At 71.2% G+C, this 17,921-nt stretch carries 15 protein-coding genes and 1 pseudogene; 9 read left to right on the top strand and 7 right to left on the bottom strand.

Annotated elements, in window-relative coordinates; translation table 11 throughout:
* Positions 1–20 precede the first annotated feature (20 nt).
* The gene (locus EVJ50_RS09730; RefSeq protein WP_150883707.1) at positions 21–1,061 is read right to left on the bottom strand and encodes an L-lactate dehydrogenase; all 1,041 of its coding nucleotides are present in this window, start codon (positions 1,059–1,061) and stop codon (positions 21–23) included.
* 17 nt (positions 1,062–1,078) lie between these two features.
* Positions 1,079–3,517: a phosphoketolase gene (locus tag EVJ50_RS09725; RefSeq protein WP_150883705.1), complete on the bottom strand. Its 2,439-nt coding sequence runs from the start codon at positions 3,515–3,517 to the stop codon at positions 1,079–1,081.
* Between the two features lie 168 nt (positions 3,518–3,685).
* On the opposite strand from EVJ50_RS09725, the gene EVJ50_RS09720 reads away from it, so the two are divergent.
* Together EVJ50_RS09720 and EVJ50_RS09715 are read left to right on the top strand one after the other, a co-directional pair.
* Positions 3,686–5,062 (top strand): cation:proton antiporter, encoded by a 1,377-nt coding sequence (locus EVJ50_RS09720; protein ID WP_150883703.1) that lies wholly within the window; start codon positions 3,686–3,688, stop codon positions 5,060–5,062.
* Positions 5,019–5,621, top strand: coding sequence for an isoprenylcysteine carboxylmethyltransferase family protein (locus EVJ50_RS09715; protein ID WP_150883701.1), 603 nt, complete (start codon positions 5,019–5,021; stop codon positions 5,619–5,621). The genes EVJ50_RS09720 and EVJ50_RS09715 overlap by 44 nt, the downstream gene beginning before the upstream one ends.
* Before the next feature lie 42 nt (positions 5,622–5,663).
* Here EVJ50_RS09715 and EVJ50_RS09710 read toward each other — a convergent pair whose 3' ends face one another.
* Positions 5,664–5,960 (bottom strand): hypothetical protein, encoded by a 297-nt coding sequence (locus tag EVJ50_RS09710; protein ID WP_150883698.1) that lies wholly within the window; start codon positions 5,958–5,960, stop codon positions 5,664–5,666.
* Positions 5,961–6,056: 96 nt separating this feature from the next.
* Between EVJ50_RS09710 and EVJ50_RS09705 the strand changes: the two genes are divergently transcribed.
* Positions 6,057–6,965 (top strand): alpha/beta fold hydrolase, encoded by a 909-nt coding sequence (locus EVJ50_RS09705; protein ID WP_150884969.1) that lies wholly within the window; start codon positions 6,057–6,059, stop codon positions 6,963–6,965.
* Between the two features lie 2 nt (positions 6,966–6,967).
* Positions 6,968–7,858, top strand: coding sequence for a galactose mutarotase (locus EVJ50_RS09700; protein ID WP_150883695.1), 891 nt, complete (start codon positions 6,968–6,970; stop codon positions 7,856–7,858).
* Here EVJ50_RS09700 and EVJ50_RS09695 read toward each other — a convergent pair.
* Positions 7,850–9,040: an FAD-binding oxidoreductase gene (locus EVJ50_RS09695; RefSeq protein WP_225322884.1), complete on the bottom strand. Its 1,191-nt coding sequence runs from the start codon at positions 9,038–9,040 to the stop codon at positions 7,850–7,852. The genes EVJ50_RS09700 and EVJ50_RS09695 overlap by 9 nt on opposite strands.
* Before the next feature lie 14 nt (positions 9,041–9,054).
* Here EVJ50_RS09695 and EVJ50_RS09690 point away from each other — a divergent pair, with 14 nt between their 5' ends.
* A complete protein-coding gene (locus EVJ50_RS09690; RefSeq protein ID WP_150883690.1) occupies positions 9,055–10,464 on the top strand; it encodes a four-carbon acid sugar kinase family protein in 1,410 nt (469 codons plus the stop codon).
* Here the strand turns inward: EVJ50_RS09690 and EVJ50_RS09685 are convergent.
* From EVJ50_RS09685 to EVJ50_RS09675, 3 genes and pseudogenes are all read right to left on the bottom strand, one after another.
* Complete coding sequence (locus EVJ50_RS09685; protein WP_150883687.1) at positions 10,439–11,782, bottom strand: (Fe-S)-binding protein; 1,344 nt, start codon at positions 11,780–11,782, stop codon at positions 10,439–10,441. The two genes, EVJ50_RS09690 and EVJ50_RS09685, sit on opposite strands and share 26 nt — an antisense overlap.
* Positions 11,783–11,799: 17 nt before the next feature.
* Positions 11,800–13,223: pseudogene (locus EVJ50_RS09680) on the bottom strand (NADP-dependent isocitrate dehydrogenase).
* A 49-nt stretch (positions 13,224–13,272) separates the two neighbouring features.
* Positions 13,273–14,073 (bottom strand): 5'-methylthioadenosine/adenosylhomocysteine nucleosidase, encoded by an 801-nt coding sequence (locus tag EVJ50_RS09675; RefSeq protein ID WP_225322883.1) that lies wholly within the window; start codon positions 14,071–14,073, stop codon positions 13,273–13,275.
* 85 nt (positions 14,074–14,158) lie between these two features.
* On the opposite strand from EVJ50_RS09675, the gene EVJ50_RS09670 reads away from it, so the two are divergent.
* From EVJ50_RS09670 to EVJ50_RS09655, 4 genes are all read left to right on the top strand, one after another.
* Positions 14,159–14,632, top strand: a complete 474-nt coding sequence (locus EVJ50_RS09670; RefSeq protein ID WP_150883682.1) for a hypothetical protein — start codon at positions 14,159–14,161, stop codon at positions 14,630–14,632.
* A gap of 117 nt (positions 14,633–14,749) precedes the next feature.
* On the top strand, positions 14,750–15,466 hold the full coding sequence (locus EVJ50_RS09665) for a heme oxygenase (biliverdin-producing) (protein WP_150883679.1): 717 nt from the start codon (positions 14,750–14,752) through the stop codon (positions 15,464–15,466).
* 47 nt (positions 15,467–15,513) lie between these two features.
* Positions 15,514–16,572, top strand: a complete 1,059-nt coding sequence (locus EVJ50_RS09660; RefSeq protein ID WP_150883676.1) for a glycosyltransferase — start codon at positions 15,514–15,516, stop codon at positions 16,570–16,572.
* Entirely contained in the window at positions 16,572–17,840 is a 1,269-nt protein-coding gene (locus tag EVJ50_RS09655) for a hypothetical protein (protein ID WP_150883673.1), read from the top strand. The genes EVJ50_RS09660 and EVJ50_RS09655 overlap by 1 nt, the downstream gene beginning before the upstream one ends.
* Positions 17,841–17,921: the final 81 nt, after the last annotated feature.

Here is a 17,921-nt window from a genome sequence, read left to right as displayed (position 1 = left end):
GAGGGGGAGATGGCCATCGCTCAGAAGCCCACCGCCCGCAGCGACTCCTCCAGCAGCCGGGCGCTGCCGTGCAGGCGCTCGAGCTCCAGCTCCGAGAGGGGAAGCCGCACCAGGCTGGTGGCGCCGCGGTCATTCACCAGGGTGGGCAGGCTCAGGCACACATCCGCCAGGCCGTAGAGGCCGAGGCTGCGGGTGCTCACCGAGAGCAGCCGTTCCTTGCTGCGCAGCACCGCCTCCACGATCTCCGCGGTGGCCAGGCCGATCGCCCAGGAGGTGCTGCCCTTGCGGCGGATGATCTCCTGGGCCGCCTGACGCACCTCCTGATCGAAGACCGCCTCGAGGGTGAGGCCGCCCGGGCCGGCCAGGTCGCCCCAGGCGGCGTCGTGCAGCGGTAGTCCGGCCACGGTGAGCTGGCTCCAGATCGGCACCTCGCTGTCGCCGTGTTCACCGAGCACCAGGGCCTGCACGTTGTGGGGATCCAGGCCCAGCCGGCGGCTGATGGCCATGCGGAAGCGGGCGGAATCGAGCACCGTGCCGGACCCGATCACCCGGTGGGGCGGGAAGCCGCTCAGGGCACCGGCGATGTGGGTGAGCACGTCCACGGGATTGCTCACCACCAGCAGCACCGCATCGGGGCAGTGCTCGGCGATGGGGGGGATGAGCCGGCGGAAGAGATCGGCGTTCTTGCCGATCAGATCGAGGCGGGATTCGCCGGGCTTCTGGGGGATGCCGGCGCTGATCACCACCACATCCGATCCGCGCCCGGCCTCCTCGATCGTTCCGGCCCGCAGGTCGGTGCGGGGCAGGAACGGCAGGCCGTGGCAGAGGTCCATCGCCTCCCCCTCAAGCCGCTCGGCGGCGATGTCCACCAGCACCAGCTCCTCCATGCAGCCGCGGTGCAGGATCGAGAGGGCGCAGGCCATCCCGACGGCGCCGCAGCCGACGATCGACACCTTGCGCACCGGCAGGGTGACGGGACTGCGATCGGCACCGGTGGCCAGAAAAAGACTCTGGCCCGGAGCCTGCTCCGGCCGCTGCCCGGGAATGGTGGAGACGGTCATGGATCCGCGGCCGCCCGTCAGGCCTCGGGCAAGGTGCAGGCGCTGAGGCCGAGCCGCCAGCGCCAGTCGCTCACCTCGGGAGCATCCATGCCGTGCTCGTAGGCATAGGCGCGGTTCTTGAAGATCTCATCCTTCATCCGCTCCTTCACGTGCGAGGCGCGCGAGCCGAGGCTCGGCACCCGGTCGATCACATCGATGACCAGGTTGAAGCGATCGATCTGGTTGTTCATCGCCAGCTCCAGCGGCGTGTTGATGTTGCCCTGCTCCTTGTAACCGCGCACATGGAAGTTGTGGTGGTTGGGGCGGCGATAGGCGAGGCGGTGAATCAGCCAGGGATAGCCGTGGAAGTTGAAGATCACCGGCTTGTCCTCGGTGAACAGGCTGCGGAAATCGCGATCCGACAGGCCGTGGGGATGTTCGCTCTCGGGGGTGAGAGCGAAGAGCTTGACCACGTTCACGTAGCGCATCTTCAGTGAGGGGATCTCATGGCGCAGGATCTCGATCGCCGCCAGCACCTCCTTGGTGGGGATGTCACCGGCCGAGGCGAGCACCACATCGGGCTCATCGAAGTCGGTGCCGCAATCGTCGTTGCAGGCCCACTCCCAGATGCCGGCCCCCTTGGCCACGTGCCGCCGGGCCGCCTCCAGATCCAGGTACTGCAGATGCTTCTGCTTGTCCGACACGATGATGTTGGCCACATTCGTTTCGGTCAGGGCCTGTTCGGCCACCGCCAGCAGGCAGTTGGCATCGGCGGGCAGGTAGACGCGGGTGATCGAGCCCTTCTTGTTGCCGGCCAGGTCCATGAAGCCGGGATCCTGGTGGGTGAAGCCGTTGTGGTCCTGCCGCCACACCGTGGAGGAGATCAGGCAGTTCCAGCTGCCGATCGGTGCGCGCCAGGGAATCTCCTCGCAGGTGTCCAGCCACTTGCAGTGCTGGTTGTACATCGAGGAGATCACATGGGCGAAGGCTTCGTAGGTGTGGAAGAAGCCGTAGCGGCCGGTGAGCAGGTAGCCCTCCATCATTCCCACCAGCGTGTGCTCGGAGAGCATCTCCACCACGTAGCCATCGCGGGAGAGTTCGCTGCCGTTGAGGTCCTCCGGCAGGAAATCGGCCATCCAGGCCTTCTTGGTGGCCTGATACACCGCCTGCAGCCGGTTGGAGGCTGTCTCGTCGGGCCCGAACAGGCGGTAGCGGCCGGGGTTGCGGCGGATCAGGTCGCGGATCAGCTCACCGAGCGGGTAGGTGTTCTCCTTCTCGGTGGTGCCGGGGATCTCCACCGGCACGGCGTAGGGCGCCATGTCGGGGAAGAGCAGGTCCTTGCGCAGCACGCCGCCGTTGGCGTGAGGGCTGGATCCCATGCGGCGGCCGCCCTGCGGGGACAGGGCCCGGATCTCCGCACGCACCGTGCCGTTCTCATCGAAGAGCTCCCAGGGGCGGTAGCTCTTCATCCAGTCCTCCAGCTGCTGCAGGTGGGCGGGGTTGCTCTTCACCCCGGCGATCGGCACCTGGTGGGCCCGCCAGAAGCCCTCCACCTTGTTGCCGTCCACCTCGGCCGGGCCGGTCCAGCCCTTGGGTGAGCGCAGCACGATCATCGGCCAGGCGGGGCGGACCGCCTCGCCGCTGCTGCGGGCCTGCGACTGGATGCTGCGGATCGTGGTCACCGCCTGCTCCATCGCCACCGCCATGGCGCGGTGCATGGTCATCGGATCGGAGCCCTCGACGAAGATCGGCTGCCAGCCGTAGCCCTGCATCAGCTTCTCCAGTTCGCCGTGGCTGATGCGGCTCAGCAGCGAGGGGTTGGCGATCTTGTAGCCGTTGAGGTGCAGCACCGGCAGCACGGCACCGTCGCGCACGGGGTTGAGGAACTTGTTGATGTGCCAGCTGGTGGCCAGCGGGCCGGTTTCCGCCTCGCCGTCGCCGACGCAGGCGATGGTGATCAGCTCGGGGTTGTCGAACACCGAACCGCCGGCGTGGGAGAGCACGTAGCCCAGCTCGCCGCCCTCGTGGATCGAGCCGGGGGTCTCGGCGGTGCAGTGGCTGCCGATGTGGCCGGGGAAGGAGAACTGCTTGAAGAACTTGCGCAGGCCGTCACCGTCCATGGACTTGTCCGGATAAAGCTCGCTGTAGCTGCCGTCGATGTAGACGGGGCCGAGCATGCCCGGGGCGCCATGGCCGGGGCCGGACATGTAGATCATGTCCAGGTCGTATTTCCGGATCAGCCGGTTGGCGTGGGTCCAGATGAAGGCCTGGCCCGGGCTGGACCCCCAGTGGCCCAGCAGCCGGTTCTTGATGTGCTCCGGCCTGAGCGGTTCCTTGAGCAGGGGATTGTCCTGGAGGTAGATCATGCCCACCGCCAGGTAGTTGGCGGTGCGCCAGTAGGCATCGAGCCCCTGCAGCTCGTCGTCGGGGGGCGCCTGGATCGAAGCGGCAGCGGCGGGGATCGGGGTGAGGGTCATCAGGCGGGCCTCGCGTTGCCCGGACCGTAGCCACCTCCCACCCGGCTGCAGCGTTGCGGGGCCGACGCGGTGGACGTGCCAGCGCCTACAGACAGATGCACCCGCTCGGACCTAGTCAGCTGCCTGCATTTGCCGCGTATGGTCCCCCCGATGCTGCCGATCCCGGCCATGACTCTTCCCAGCCTGCTGCTTGAAGCGGGCAGCCATCAGCTCGAGATGGCCGAGACCCTGATCGGGGTGCTCCGGTTCCTGCTGATCTTCCTCGCCGCCCGCACCCTCGCCGAGGTGCTGGTGCGGTTCCAGCTGCCCACCATCCTCGGTGAGCTGCTGGCCGGCGTGATCATCGGCGTGTCCGGCTTCCACCTGCTGGTGCCGCCGGAGTCGCAGGTGGCGATCAACGAATCCTTCGTGCAGCTGATCAGCTCCCTGGCCGATGTGCCGGCCCCCGAGATCCAGCAGCTCTACAACGAGGACTTCCTGATCCTGGAGGGCGTCGCCAACCTCGGCCTCTACGCCCTCCTCTTCCTCACCGGTCTCGAGAGTGAGCTCGACGAGCTGGTGGCGGTGGGTGCCCAGGCCTTCACGGTGGCCGTGGCCGGTGTGGTGCTCCCCTTCGCCCTGGGGACCATCGGGCTGATGGTGCTGTTCCAGGTGGATCTGATCCCGGCGGTCTTCGCCGGAGCCTCGATGACCGCCACCAGCATCGGCATCACGGCCAGCGTGTTCGGTGAACTCGGTTATCTGAAGACCCGCGAGGGCCAGATCGTGATCGGCGCCGCCGTGCTCGACGACATCCTCGGCATCGTGATCCTGGCCATCGTGGTGGCCCTGGGCGCCGGCGGCAGCCTCGAGATCGGTCCGATCCTCAAGCTCGTGGCCGCGGCGGTGGTGTTCGTGGTGGCGGCCATCGCTCTGAGCCGTTCGGCGGCACCGGCCTTCGACTGGGTGATCGATCGCCTCAAGGCTCCGGGTGAGGTGATCGTGGCCTCCTTCATGGTGCTGGCGGTGGTGATGTTCGCCGCCACGGCCATCGGCCTGGAAGCGGCCCTCGGCGCCTTCGCCGCCGGCCTGATTCTGAGCAGCTCCAAGCACACCCACGCCATCCAGCGGGCCGTGATCCCGATCGTGTCCCTCTTCGCCACGATCTTCTTCGTGCTGGTGGGTGCCGGCATGGACCTCTCGGTGGTCAACCCCGCCGATCCGGCCAACCGGGCCGGCCTGGTGATGGCCGGCTTCATGTTCGTGGTGGCGATCATCGGCAAGGTGGCCGCCGGCTGGAGCTTCCTGTCCGACAAGCCCACCAATCGCCTGGTGGTCGGCCTGGGGATGATGCCCCGCGGCGAGGTGGGTCTGATCTTCCTGGGTCTGGGCACCGCCTCCGGCCTGCTCACCCCCTCTCTTGAGGCCGCGATCCTGCTGATGGTGGTGGGAACCACCTTCCTGGCCCCGCTGCTGCTCAGAGTGGTGCTGAAGGACAAGGATCCAGGCGCGGACTCCGGCGATGGCAGCAGCACCCCCCAGCCCGAAGCCCAGCTCACCGCCTGAGCCTGCTCTAGTCAACGCCGCTGGGCAGAGCCTGCCCGCGGCGCTCTCCGGCTGGGGCTTCAGCTGGCAGGGCTGGCGCAGCAACGCCCGGGGCGAGTGGTGGCTGCTGGCCCAGGCGGTGCTGATCCTGCTCAATGCGCTCCCGGCGACACCGGCGCCTTCGAGCCTCGGCCTCAGCTGGCCATTGGCGCTGCAACTGATCGGCTGGGGTTGCTTCGGCCTCGGTCTGCTGCTCGCGCTGCAGGGCTTCCTCGGTCTCGGCGCGAGTCTCTCGCCCCTGCCCGAACCCAAGCCCGGTGCGGCCCTGATCACCGCGGGTCCGTACCGGCGCTGCCGCCATCCGCTCTATCAGGCGGTGCTGGTGTGCGGGCTGGGGGTGACGCTGGCTCTGGGGAGCCTGCTGCATCTGGGCCTCCTGATCGCGCTCGCGCTGGTGCTCCGAGGCAAGGCGCGGCGGGAGGAGTCGCGGCTGCTGGCCCTGCATCCGGAGTACGGGGCCTACCGGGCCCGCACCCCGGCGATCGTGCCGCGGTTCGCCGGCCTCGACTGGCGCTGCTGAGCGCCCGGCCGCTCAGACCGAATCCGCCGAGTCTGAAACCGCTCAGTCCGGATCGGCCCGGCTGGCCAGGCTGAGAAAGACGGAGCTGACCAGGGCGATCACCGCCATGCTGCTGGACCAGCCGGGCCCCAGGGCCCAGCCGATCCCCAGGTGCGTGATCACGCCCACGGCCAGGGCCAGCAGCAGGCTGCTCAGCACCAGGCACACGGTCTGCAGCTGGGGCGGCAGGGGCCCCTCGCTCAGGGCCGCCTCGAAGCGTGCCAGCGGCAGAGAGAGGGGCAGATAGAGGGCCAGGGCCCAGAGCGCACTGCCCGTGATCAGCCCCGACCCGTCGATCACTCCGATGCCTACGTCTGTGCTCCCTAGCCTGGACCACCTCGAGCGCGACGGTTGATGACGGCTCACGCCAGCCCTTCGGCAGCGGCTGCACCGGCAATGGTCTGCCGCAGCGACACCTGGTCCTTCCAGGGCCACCCGGTGCACACCGTTCAGGCGGGCCCGCCGTCCGGGGCGGCTGAGGCCAGTGGTCCGGCGGTGCTGCTGGTGCACGGTTTCGGTGCCTCCACCGACCACTGGCGCTTCAACATTCCGGTGCTGGCGGAACGGCACGAGGTGCACGCCATCGATCTGCTCGGCTTCGGGCGCAGCGCCAAGCCGCAGGGGCTGGCCTACGGCGGGGCGCTCTGGCGGGATCAGCTGATCGCCTATGTGCAGGAGCGCATCGGCCGGCCCACCGTGCTGGTGGGCAATTCCCTGGGCGGATTCGCCTCCCTCGCCGCCGGTGCCGCACTGGGCGAGACCGCGGCCGGTGTGGTGCTGCTCAATGCGGCCGGCCCCTTCAGCGACGAGCTGCAGCAGCCGGTCGGCTGGGCGGCTGCGGCACGCCGCAACCTGATCCGGGGGCTGCTGCGCAACCCTCTGCTGCAGCGTCTCCTGTTCGAGAACCTGCGCCGTCCCGCCAGCGTGCGCCGCACCCTGAATCAGGTGTACATCGATCGCCGCAACGTCGACGACGAGCTGGTGGAGGCGATCCTGCGGCCCTCCCGCGATCCGGGGGCCTTCGGGGTGTTCCGCACCGTGTTCGACATTCCCCGCGGCGAGCCCCTCGATGGCCTTCTCTCCGGCCTGGCCTCACCGCTGCTGCTGCTCTGGGGCATCCGGGATCCCTGGATCGATGCCGAACGCCGCCGCTCCCGCTTCCAGCGCCATGCCCCGGCGGCCACCACCGAGGTGGTGCTCGAGGCGGGGCATTGCCCGCACGACGAGGTGCCCGACCAGGTGAACGGCGCTCTGCTGGAGTGGCTGGCGGGCCTCCCCCAGCCCTCCATCGCGGCCAGCGCCTGACCATGCCGTCCAGCCTCACACGCCATCAGGATCCCTACCCCCACTGGGCCTTCGAGACCCCCAGCGGCGATCGGCTGCGGCTGGTGCCCGAGCGGGGCGGGCTGCTGAGCGAATGGCGCTGCGGCGGCCGCGAGATCCTCTATTTCGATCGCGAGCGCTTCGCCGATCCCGCCAAGAGCGTGCGGGGCGGCATGCCGATTCTCTTCCCCATCTGCGGCAATCTTCCGGGCGACCGCCTGCCGCTGCCCCAGGGCGAGTTCCATCTGCCGCAGCACGGCTTTGCCCGCGATCAGCCCTGGAGCCTGGAGAGTGCGGCCGATGGCAGCGGCGTGCGGATGGTGCTGGAACACAACAGCGCCACGCTGCAGCACTATCCGTTCCGCTTCCGGCTGCAGCTGGACCTGACCCTCGAGCCGGGGGGCCTGGCGATCGCTGTCAGCGTCGCCCATCTCGCTCCGGGCGAGCCCGGCTCCGGTCCGATGCCCTACAGCCTCGGCCTGCATCCCTACTTCCGAGTGAGCGATCCGGCGACGGCCCTTCTGGAGGGGCTGCCGCCGCGCTGCTTCGATCACCTGCAGATGGCGGAGACCGACACGGCGGCCCAGCTGCAGCGGCTCGGAGCCGGGGTGGATCTGCTGGCTCCGAGCCCTGGCGCGGTGCACCTCAGCGACCCCGCCGCCGACCTGACGGTGACGATGCAGACTCGGACCCCCCTGGATCAGGCCGTGATCTGGAGCGAGCCGCCCCGGCCGATGGTCTGCCTGGAGGCCTGGACGGCCCCGCGTCAGGCCCTGATCAGCGGCGAGCGGCGCCTGGAGCTCGCGCCCGGTGAAGCGCACAGCCTCCACTGCCGCTACACCGTGACACTGCCAGCCACGGGGCCCTCAGCCTGATGCGACCCGGTCGAGCACCCCGGGCAGCCGGCCGCGGGCCAGCTGCTGCAGCGGATCGAAGCGGCGCTTGAGGGCCAGGATCACCTCCCGCCCCGGCGCGTCCTCCCAGGCCGGCAGACCCCCGTCGGCCGGTTGCACCAGCAGGGTCAGGTAGCCCCCCAGCTGCTCGCAAAGCTGGCGCAGGGCACCGGCCGAGCGGACATCGGCTGTGTCCGAGCTGGCCTCGCCGATGCCGCTGGCGGCCCCCAGCCGCAGGCTCCAGCCGGCGACGGCCGCATCGCTGAGCAGGGCCTCGGCGCGGCCGGCGGGCACGGCCAGCCGCGCCAGCCAGGTGGGTTCCCGGCTCAGACCCTGCCAGGGCAGGACGGCCTCCGGGTCGGATTTGGCCTGCAGGCCCAGGGACCCCGCCTGCCCGGCGATGGCCGCCTGCTGCTCCTGCACCGCCTCGGCGCTGACGCTGCCCAGCCGGATCAGCAGGCGGGGCGTCTGGCCGGGCGTCTGCCACCAGTCGATCGCCTCGGGGGTGAGGGTGCCGCTCAGCAGCCAGCGGCGCAGCGCCTCCAGGCCCCCGGCCAGGTGGGGTTCCGGGGCCTGCAGCACCTGCAGACGCCGCACCGGCGGGATCGGGTAGGTGCGCAGGGTCAGCTCGGTGATCAGAGCCAGGGACCCCCAGCTGCCGCAGAGCAGCCGCATCAGGTCATAACCGGCCACGTTCTTCACCACCCGGCCGCCGGCATGGGCGGCGGTGCCGTCGCTGCGCATCAGGCCGATGCCCACCAGCCGGTCCCGCACGCCCATGTAGCGCAGGCTCAGCCCGCCGCTCAGGCCCCGGGCCACCACACCACCGATGCTGCTGGCCGCTCCCCCGCCGAGGAGCGGCGGGTCGATCGCCAGCCACTGGCCCCAGCGGGCCAGCTCGCTCTCCAGCGCCGCCAGCGGCATGCCGGCCTGCACGGTCACGGTGAAGTCGTCGCGGGCGTGCTGGAGGATGCGGTCGTGGGCGGCGCTGCTGAGCTCCAGCCCGGTGGCGTGCACGGCCGGCCCCCAGTGCAGCCGACTGCCCAGGCCGCAGGGCAGCCAGGGCGTGGCGCTGGCGTGCAGATCAGCCACCGCGGCGGCCAGCTCCGCCGGCGCCGGGGTCAGCCGTCGTCGGGGCGGGCCGGAAGGGGTGCGCGTGCTCACGCCACGATGGTCCCATGGACGCATCAGCCGGCCCGCCCCGCATCCTGGTCATCGACGATGACCCCACCGGCTCCCAGACGGTCCACAGCTGTCCGCTGCTGCTGCGCACCGATCCGGCCAGCTGGCGGCAGGGCCTGGCCCACCCCTCGCCGCTGCTGTTCGTGCTCGCCAACAGCCGCGCCATGGACCCGGCCCGGGCGGAGGCCACCGTGCGCCGGATCTGCCGGGGCTTCCGCTCGGCCGTGGAGGAGCGGGACGGCGAGGGCGCCTGGCGGCGCTGGCTGATCGTCAGCCGCGGCGATTCCACCCTGCGCGGCCATGTGCCGCTGGAGACCGACGCGATCGACGCGGAGCTGGGCCCCTTCGCCGCCACCCTGCACGTGCCGGCCTTTCTGGAGGGCGGCCGCACCACCGTGGACGGGGTGCACCGGCTCAACGGGGTGCCCGTGGCCGAGACCCCCTTCGCCCGCGACCGGCAGTTCGGCTACCGCCACAGCGCCCTGGCCCCCTGGCTGGAGGAGAAGAGCGGCGGCCGCATCCCCGCCGCGTCGGTGGCGCATCTGACCCTCCAACAGCTGGAGGGGCCCGCGGCCGATCTGTGTGACTGGCTGGCGGCCCTCAGCGGCAACCGCCAGGTGGCGGTGGATGCCAGCGCGCCCCGGCACCTGCAGGCTCTGGGGGCCGCGGCCCGCACCCTGGCGCGCCGGGACCCACCCCGGCGTCTGCTCTTCCGCAGCGCCGCCAGCCTGCTCAATGGCCTGGCGGCGCTGCCGCCGCCGCCCCGCTCGCCCGCGGCCCTGGCCGGGCTGCGGCGGCGGGATGGGCCCGGCCGGCTGCGGCCGGGCCTGGTGATGGTGGGCTCCCACGTGCCCCTGGCCGATGCCCAGCTGGCCTGCCTGCTGGAGGAGCCGGCCTGCCGGCCCATCGAACTGCCGGTGCCGCGCCTGGCGCGGGTGGTCGAGGGGCCGCTGCCCGAGCTGCTGCTGGCCGATCTGGAAGCGGGCTGGAGCGCTGATCTGCGGGCCGCGCTCCGGGATGGCGCCACGCCGGTGCTGCACAGCAGCCGCGGCGAGCTGGTCTGCGGCAGCCTGGCGGAGCGCCTGCGCATCGGCGAGGCCCTGGCCCGGCTGATGGGGCGGCTGGCGGCGTCCGTGGCCGGCGAGCTGGGCTACCTGATCAGCAAGGGCGGCATCACCAGCCACACCCTGCTGGCCGATGGCCTCGGCCTGGGACGGGTGGACCTCGAGGGGCAGCTGCTGCCCGGCCTCTCCCTGGTGCGGCCTCCCGCGGGCTGTGCTGCGGCGATCGAGGGCCTGCCCGTGCTCACCTTCCCCGGCAACCTCGGCGACGCCGGCAGCTTGCGGCAGGCCTGGCGGCTGATGGAGGCGGCCGGATCGCTCAGGCCGGCAGCAGACCGGCGCTGAGGGCCAGCAGCTCCATCGGATGGCGCACCATCGCGCCCTCGGAGGGCTCCAGGTGGCGCCGCAGCTGCAGGGTGCAGCCGATGTTGGCGCTGGCGATCAGCTCCGCGCCGGTGCCGCGCAGATCGGCCGCCTTGAGCCGGCCCAGCTCCTCGGCCTCGCGCGGCTGCACCAGGTTGTAGATGCCGGCGCTGCCGCAGCAGACCCCGGCCTCCACCGCTTCCCGCAGCTGCAGATGCGGGATGGCACTCAGCAGGCGCCGCGGCTCCGCCTGAAGGCCCTGGCCATGGATCATGTGGCAGGCGTCGTGGTACGCCACAGCGCGCGGAGCCTCGGCGGTGGCCGGGGCTCCGTCAGGCGCGGCCAGCGGCCGCAGCCGCTGGCGGAAGGCGGCGCTGAGACCCACCCGGTCGAGGAACTCGTGCACGTCCGCCACGGGGGCGGCAAAACTCCGTCCGATCAGGCGGTCGTAGCTCTTCAGGGTGTGGCCGCAGCCGGAGGCGGCCACCAGCACCGCATCGAGCGGTTCCGGGCCCGCGGGCCGGCCGGGGCCCAGCACGGCGTCGAAGGCCGCCACCAGATCCCCCGCCAGGGACCGGGTCTGCTCCATCGCTCCCTGGTGATGGCTCACGGCACCGCAGCAGCCCTGCTGTGGCGGGATCACCACCTCGATGCCGTTGGCGTTGAGCACGGCCAGCACGGCCCGGTTCACTGCGGGATCGAAGCTGCGCTGCACGCAGCCCAGCACCAGACCCACCCGGTGGCGGCGGGGCCCCTCGGCCGGAGCCACAACGGGCCAGCTGTCCTGGAACCCCTCGGCCGCCAGCGGGGGCAGCAGGGCTTCCAGGGCGGTGAGCTCCGGCCCGAACAGGCGCATCAGGCCGCGACCGCGCACCAGGCGCTGCAGGCCGGAGCCGCTGTAGAGCCGCATCGGCTGGAGCAGGGCCCGCAGCCGCTGGGGGTAGGGCAGCAGGGCCAGCAGCAGGCGCCGCAGGCTCTGCTGCCAGGGGCTGCGCAGTTCGGCGGCGTTGAGCCGGGGCCGGGCCTCCTCGATCAGCTGGTCGTAGCGCACCCCCGAGGGGCAGGCGCTGACGCAGGCGAAGCAGCCCAGGCAGCTGTCGAAATGGGAGGCCACCGTGGCATCCAGGCTCAGCTCACCGGCCTCGATCGCCTTGAGCATGTGGATCCGCCCCCGCGGCGAATCCATCTCGGTGCCCAGCACCCGGTAGCTGGCGCAGGTGGGCAGGCAGAAGCCGCAGTGGACGCAGGGATCGGCGGCGCCGGCCGCCAGGCCGGCCGCTGGTGGGGATCCTCCGCTCATAGCTGCGGCCGAGGGGTTCAGAACCGCTCAATGATGGCGCTGGCGAAGCCGGAGCAGCTCACCGGCTCCACCCGCGGTTCCATCAGCCGGGCCAGGTCGTAGGTGACCTTCTGATCGGCGATCGCCTGGCTCAGGCCCCTGGTGATCCGGTCGGCGGCCTCCTGCCAGCCCATGAACTCGAGCATCATCACGCCCGAGAGAATCACCGAACCCGGGTTGATCCGGTCCAGGCCGGCGTGCTTGGGGGCGGTGCCGTGGGTGGCCTCGAAGATGGCGGCCCGATCGCCGATGTTGGCGCCGGGAGCCATGCCCAGACCGCCGACCACGGCGGCGGCGGCATCGGAGATGTAGTCGCCGTTGAGGTTGAGCGTGGCCAGGATCGAATACTCCTGCGGTCGGGTCTGGATCTGCTGGAAGATGCTGTCGGCGATGCGGTCGTCCACCATCACCATCTGCTTCCAGCGGCCCTGGCCGTGGCTGGCCCCGATGCTCTCGAGCACGGCGGTCACCTCGCTGTCGATCGCGGCCTGCTTCTCGGGGGTGAGGTTGTCGTACCCCGGTTCGATCTTCTGAGCGTTCGCCTTGGTGCTCAGGCCGGGCTCCCGATCGAGGTTGTCAAGGATCCAGCTCTCCCGTTCCGTCACGCAGTCGGCCCGGAACTCGGTGGTGGCCAGCTCGTAGCCCCAGTCGCGGAAGGCCCCCTCGGTGAACTTCATGATGTTGCCCTTGTGCACCAGGGTCACGTGGCGCTTGTCGCCCTCCAGCCTCAGGGCGTGCTGGATCGCCTTGCGGATGTGGCGCTGGCTGCCGTGCTTGCTCACCGGCTTGATGCCGATGCCGGATCCCTCGGGGATGCGCCGCTGGCCGAGCTTGCCGTTGGCGGGAATCACCGTGTCGTTGAGGTGGTTGCGCAGCTCCTGGCCAACCGGGTCGTCCGCGGCCCACTCCACCCCCATGTAGATGTCCTCGGTGTTCTCCCGGTAGACGATCACGTCCAGATTCTCCGGACGCTTGTGGGGGCTGGGCGTGCCGGCGTAGTAACGGCAGGGCCGCACGCAGGAATAGAGATCGAAGATCTGCCGCAGGGCCACGTTCAGGGAGCGGATGCCGCCGCCCACCGGCGTGGTGAGGGGCCCCTTGATCGCCACCCCGTAGGCCTCGATGGCGGTGAGGGTGTCCTGGGGCAGGTACTGATAGGTGCCGTAGAGATCGCAGGCCTCATCGCCGGCGTAGACCTTGAACCACTCGATCCGGCGCTGACCGCCGTAGGCGCTGGCCACGGCCGCATCCAGCACCCGCTGGGTGGCCGGCCAGATGTCCACGCCCGTGCCGTCGCCCCGGATGAAGGGGATGATCGGATCGTCGGGCACCACCGGCTTGCCCTCCTCGAAGCGGATCGCGTGTCCCTGCTGCGGGGGGTGATCTTGTCGTAGCTGGCCATGCGGGTCGGGCGGCTGAAGCGGCCCGGCGAGAGGGGTTCTGCCGGGAGCTTATGCGCCGCGACCGGTGCCGTCTGCGCTCTCCTGACGCAGGGGCGCTGCGTCGAGTCGCTGCAGCAGGGCCTCGATGATCCGCCAGGCCCGGGCGTCGTAGGCCGCCACGAAATCGCTGAAGCTGGCGGCCGCGCCGTCGTCGGCGCCGTCGGAGATCACCCGCACCACCAGCCAGGGCACGCCCTCCTGCACCGCCACCTGGGCCACGGCGGCCCCCTCCATCTCCACCGCCTGCAGATCCGGCAGATCCTCCCGCAGCCGATCCAGGGAGCTGCGGGCGGCGATGAAGCGATCGCCCGTGCCCACCAGGCCGCTGCGGATCGTGCCGAAACCGTCGAGTGCACCGGCGGCGGCCGCCTGCTGCAGGCTCCGCAGGGCCCAGTCCCGCAGCGGGCCGGTCGGATGGAGCCGGTCGATGTTCAGGGGCGGCAGGGTGAAGCGGGGCACGAGCGGGCTGGCATCCATGTCGTGCTGGATGGCCGGATCGGCCAGCAGCACATCCCACTGGCGCAGCTGCGGTGCGGCGCCGCCCGCCACGCCCGTGAACAGCAGCAGGTCGACGGGGTCGCTGGCTTCGGCCGCGGCCAGCAGCCGCGTGGCCGCCCGGGCCGCTGCCACCTTGCCCCAGCCGGACCAGGCGAGGCTGACCCGGTGCGGGCCGACCCGACCCCGATGCAGGGTCAGATCGCCGTGCTGCTGTTCGCCCGGGTCGCTCAGGTGGCTGCGGAACGCCCCCACCTCCTCCGGCATGGCTCCGAGCAGGGCGATGTGGCGTCCACTGCCTGTGCCGTCGGCCACCGTCACTCCTCCGTCACTCCGTCGTCATGCCAGGAGGCCGCAACCGTACCTGGCATCTCCGGGGCGATCTCAGCAGGATGGGCCGATGAATGCAGCCGAGACGGTCCGCAGCATCGATCAGGCCAGGGCGGTGGCCGCCGTGGTCGATCTGTTCCGGCGCGAGTTCCCGGCGGCGCGGGCCAACCTCACCCCCTGGCGCGATGACCCGCTGACGCGGCGCTTCAGCGAGGAGGAGACGCTGGACCTGGCCTTTCATTTCCCCGGCTGGAGCCCGCGGCTTCAGTGCCGCAGCCTGCTGCTGCAGCTGCGGCTCGCTGCCGCCGCCGGCGCTCCATCCTCCGCGGCGGAGGCCGACGAGCAGGCCCCCCGCTCCCGCCCCCGACTGATGGGGGTGCTGATGCGCGGCATGACCTACGACGGCGAGCGCTGGCGGCTGGCCACCGTGGGTGACTGGCATCCGAGCGGACCGCACCTGCCCCAGCCCGAGCACGTGGAGCGGCTGCAGGGGCTCTGCCGCCAGCTGTTCGAGCTCTACCCCAGTGACCGCCTGGCGGCCTGAGGGCGCCCTGCGGCCCGCCGGCTCCGGGATGCCGCCGGCCTGGCGTAACCGTTTGCAATCAAGCCGGCTCCGTCGCTCGCACAACTCCTACGTTTGCCGCCACGAGGAATCCGATTCATGTCCGTAGCCCTTGCGACCCAACTGCGGGAAGGCACCAGGAAGTCCCACACGATGGCCGAGAACACCGGCTTCGTGAGCTGCTTCCTCAAGGGAGTGGTGGACAAGACCAGCTACCGCACCCTGGTGGCCGACCTCTATTTCGTGTACTCCGCCATGGAGGAGGAGATCGGCAGGCTGCGCGACCATCCGGTGGTGGGCCCGATCGCCTTCAGCCAGCTCAACCGCCGCGAGGCCCTGGAGACCGACCTCTCCTATTACTTCGGCAGCGGCTGGCAGAACCAGCTGCAGCCCACCCCCTCCGCCGCCACCTACGTGGCCCGCATCCGCGAGGTGGCCGCCAGCGCCCCGGAACTGCTGGTGGGCCACCACTACACCCGCTATCTGGGTGATCTCTCCGGCGGCCAGATCCTCAAGACGATCGCCCAGAAGGCGATGAACCTCCAGGGCGACAGCGGCCTGGCCTTCTATGAGTTCGCCGCCATCGACGACGAGAAGGCCTTCAAGGTCAACTACCGCGCCACGCTGGATCAGCTGCCGATCGATCAGGCCACGGCCGACCGGATCGTGGAGGAGGCCAACGAGGCCTTCCGCCTGAACATGGAGATGTTCAAGGAGCTGGAGGGCAACCTGGTGGCCGCCATCGGCAAGGTGCTCTTCGGGTTCCTGACCCGCCGTCAGCGCAGCGGCAGCACCGAGCAGCCCGTCGCCGCCTGAGCTCCCCCACGACCCCGCCGCCCCTGCCGGCTCCCGTCCGCTTCCTGGTGCCCGGCACGGGCCGCCGCTTCCGCAGCGGCGGCCTGGCGGTGGAACTGCAGACCGCCCGCCTGGTCGCCGGCCTGTGTGCGGCGGAGGTCGTCACCTACCGCCAGCGCGAATCGGACCGGCCTCACCTCGACGATCTCCTGGCCTCCGAACCCCCGGATGCTGCCGGCCTCTGGGTGGTGAGCTGGGGCTTCGATGTGCCGGCGTTGCTGCGGCGCCTGCGGGGCCGGCGGGTGGCGTATCACGCCCACAGCAGCGGCTACGGCTTCGATCTGCCCGCCGGGGTGCCCGTGCTGGCGGCGAGCCGCAACACGCTGGGCTACTGGGGCGATCGGGCCCCCCGCAATCCGCTCTTCCTGGTGCCCAACGCCCTGGAGCCGGCCTGGCTGGAGCGGGGCGCCCGACCCGGGCGATCGGGCGCTGAGCTCGAGCGGCCGGTGGATGTGCTGGTGCAGGCGCGCAAGAGCAGCGGCTACGTTCTGCGCCAGCTGGTGCCGGCTCTGCGCCGCGCCGGCCTGCGGGTCACGGTTCAGGACGGCTGGGTGGACGATCTGGTGGCTCTGTTCAACTCCGCCGCGGTGTACCTCTACGACTCGGCCGAGTACTGGCGCGGGCGGGGGGTGAGCGAAGGCTTCGGCCTCCCGCCCCTGGAAGCGATGGCCTGTGGCTGCGTGGTGTTCAGCAGCCTCAATCACGCCCTGGCCGATCTGTTCGAGCCCGGCCTCTGCGGCCATCAGATCGGCTGCGGCACCCTGGCCTGGGATGTGGAGCGGATCCGCGCCGCAGCGCGAGACCCCTGGAGCCAGCGGCCGCCGGCCGATCTGCTGGAGCCGCTGCTGCACCGCCACAGCGAGGCGGCCCTGGCGGAGCGCTGGCGGCAGGTGCTGAGTCAGCTCGCCGGCTGGTTCGCCACCGTCGAGTCCTCGGCCGGTGCCGGTGGGGTGCTGCGCTCACCGCCCATCTGGCGCCTGCGGGCAGGGCAACGCTGGCGATCGGCCCGCACGCTCGTCGGGCGACTGGCCCGCCGGTTGCTAGGGCCGGGAGGGGGCGCGGCCTGATGCCGGCCGAGTTGCTGCCGCTGCTGCCGGCGGCCTTCCCCAGCGAGGCCCCGTTCCGGGTCGATCAGGTGCGCCAGGCCCCCGGCCTGATGACCGCCCTGTTCCTGGCTCAGATCGCTCTGGCCGCGGCCTTCGCCGGCGTCCGGAGCCCGGATCGCCGCGGCGTCTGGTGGCTGGTGGCGGCCCTGTTCTCGGCCGTGACGCTCGTGTTCTTCACCCTGGCCTGCTGGGGCACGAGCGACATCACCAAGCTGAACCACTACCTGGCGGTGGATCCGCGCGGCTTTCTGGCCGGGGAGCCGCTCTGGTGGAGCCTGGCGCCCTGGATCGTGCAGCTGCCGTACCGGATGGCCGCGGTGCACGGCCTCACCGCCGTGGTCTACAGCTGGATCGGCCTCGGCCTGGCGCGGGGGTGGGCCCGACCGGGCTGGGGCGGCTGGTGGGCGCTGCTGATCCTCACCAGCCCGATGCTGCGGGGCTTCATCCAGAATTCCCACACCCGTCAGGCCCTGGCGACGGCCCTGATCGTGCCCCTGATGCTGGCCAGCGCCCGGCTGTTGCCGGTGGCCCGGCGCTGGAGCTGGCCGGCCGCGGCCCTGTCGCTGGCGGTGCACGCCACGGCTCCCGCCACTCTGCTGATCGCCCTGCTGCCGGCCCTGGTGCGCACCGGTGCGGCCGCGGAGCTCTGGCGGCTGCCCCGGCGGGGGCTGGACCTGGTGCGGGGCCCGTCGCGCCGGCGCCGGCTGCCCCTGCTGCTGCTCGGGCTGGCCCTGCTGATCGCGCTGCTGCCCACCCTGATCGACACGGTGGGGGTGAAGCTGCATGCCTACCTGTTCAAGGCCAGCTTCTTCAGCACCTATCCGCTGCGCTTCGAGGTGCTGGAGCTGCAGCGGGCCCTGGCGATCGGCTTCGTGCTCACCTGCCTGCGGCGCCGGCTGGGCTGGCGGGAGCTCTCGGCCTGTTCCGTGAGCCGGGTGCTGCTGCTGTTCACCGCCCTCTACGGCCTGATCCAGCTGGCCGTGCTGCACGAATGGCTGCCCCAGATCGCCTTCCGCATGGGCGATGCGGTGGGCCTGTTCCTGCTGATCACGGCCCTGGCCTGGTTCCGCACCCACGACAGCCTCTGGATGCTGCTCCCCGCCCTGATCACCTGCCTCGGCGACTGGGGCGTGAACAAGGTCTGGCGGCCCGAGCCGAAGCTGCGCTGCGGCGAAGACGACGACTTCCTCTGCATCCCCGACCGCTGGCCCGATCAGGTTGTCTATTGAAGCGGCCGATCGCCGGCAGCCGATCGGTTGAGTGGCTGGCCCCGTGCCGGCGTGGGCTTCTGAGCCCACAACTACATTCGC

Source organism: Synechococcus sp. RSCCF101 (assembly GCF_008807075.1).
Taxonomy (GTDB): Bacteria; Cyanobacteriota; Cyanobacteriia; order PCC-6307; family Cyanobiaceae; genus RSCCF101.
The sequence above is the reverse complement of the archived record's forward strand: the minus strand, read 5'-3'. Positions and strand labels throughout refer to the sequence as shown.